The organism is Arthrobacter sp. MDT2-3 (assembly GCF_059090465.1).
Map to the genome: position 1 here is coordinate 1 of NZ_JBNHFS010000025.1, position 286 is coordinate 286.

The 286-nt window shown below is 63.6% G+C and carries 1 protein-coding gene; it reads right to left on the minus strand.

Annotation, left to right across the window (positions count from 1 at the left end; translation table 11 throughout):
• Positions 1 to 286 (minus strand): HNH endonuclease signature motif containing protein (locus AC5RUQ_RS20965; RefSeq protein WP_493949187.1); only part of this gene is annotated, 286 nt, incomplete at both ends.

Here is a 286-nt window from a genome sequence, read left to right on the forward strand (position 1 = left end):
TTTTGGTGGGGGTCGAGGTGTTTTGGGGGTGTGTACCAGGGGGTGTTGTTGATGGTGGTGATGGTCCATTGTTCTTTGTGGATCAGGTGGTGGTGGCCTGAGCAGAGGAGGGCGCCGTTGTCGGTGTTGGTGGGGCCGCCGTGGGACCAGTAGGTGATGTGGTGGGCTTCGCACCAGGGGGCGGGGACGGTGCAGTTGGGGAAGGTGCAGCCTTGGTCTCGGGCGGTGAGGGCTTGGCGTTGGGCGGGGGTGAAGAGCCGGGTTTTGCGGCCGAGGTCAAGGAGTT